Here is an 851-nt window from a genome sequence, read left to right on the forward strand (position 1 = left end):
GGCGGGCCTCCACGTAGCGGCGCCGGGCGTCGTCGCGCGGGCGCAGTTCCAGCCCCGCCGCGTGAAGGCGCGCGTAGGCCTCCTCGAAGGCGTGCTCGCGGCGACGGTCGAGCTCGCCCTTCTGCACGTGGTCGTCCCCGAACTTGTCCGCGAGCGTCGCGAAGTACCCCCGCACGATGCGGTCCGTGCCCGCGCTGACGATGCCGCGCGTCACGAGCGGGTAGCGTTCCGGCGACAGCACCGTCCGGCAGACCGTCACGATCTCCAGCAGGTCCTCGAGCGCCAGCGTCAGCGCCCGCTCGTCGGGCATGTGGAAGTAGTGCAGCAGCGGGAACTCGTTCTCGGTCTGCACCACCTCCGACAGGGCCGCCGACGTGCTCGCGAGCCAGTTGCTCAGCTCGTCCGGGGTGCCCGTCTCGGCGGCCGCGACGATCACGTCGAGCGGGCCGAGCCCGTCACGCCGCCCCACGAAACGGTGCACCTCGAACGCGAGGGCCGTCATGCGGTCGAGCGCCCCGTACGCGGAGAGCAGGTACGTCACGGCCACCGTGATGAGCAGGAAGCCGCTCGCGGCGGCGGAGACCATCACGAGCCGCATCGCCATGCCGCTCGGCACCACGTCGCCCACGCCGAGCGTCGTGATGGAGTACCCGCTGATGTAGATCGCGTTGAACCACGCGGGGAAGGGCGCCTTCCCGTCGATCTCGAAACCGCGCGCGTACGGCTCGAAGATCAGCGCGTACCCCACGAGCAGCATCACCGCCCACAGCAGCACCGTCAGCGGGATCAGCATCGGCCCGAGCGCCGCGAGCCGCCGCCGCGCGCGCGCCGAGCCGTCGCCGACCACGCGG

At 72.0% G+C, this 851-nt stretch carries 1 protein-coding gene; it reads right to left on the reverse strand.

Annotation, left to right across the window (positions count from 1 at the left end):
* Positions 1-851 (reverse strand): potassium channel family protein (locus DEIPI_RS30865; RefSeq protein ID WP_169737101.1); only part of this gene is annotated, 851 nt, incomplete at both ends.

Origin of the sequence: Deinococcus pimensis DSM 21231, assembly GCF_000519345.1 — a bacterium.
GTDB lineage: Bacteria > Deinococcota > Deinococci > Deinococcales > Deinococcaceae > Deinococcus_A > Deinococcus_A pimensis.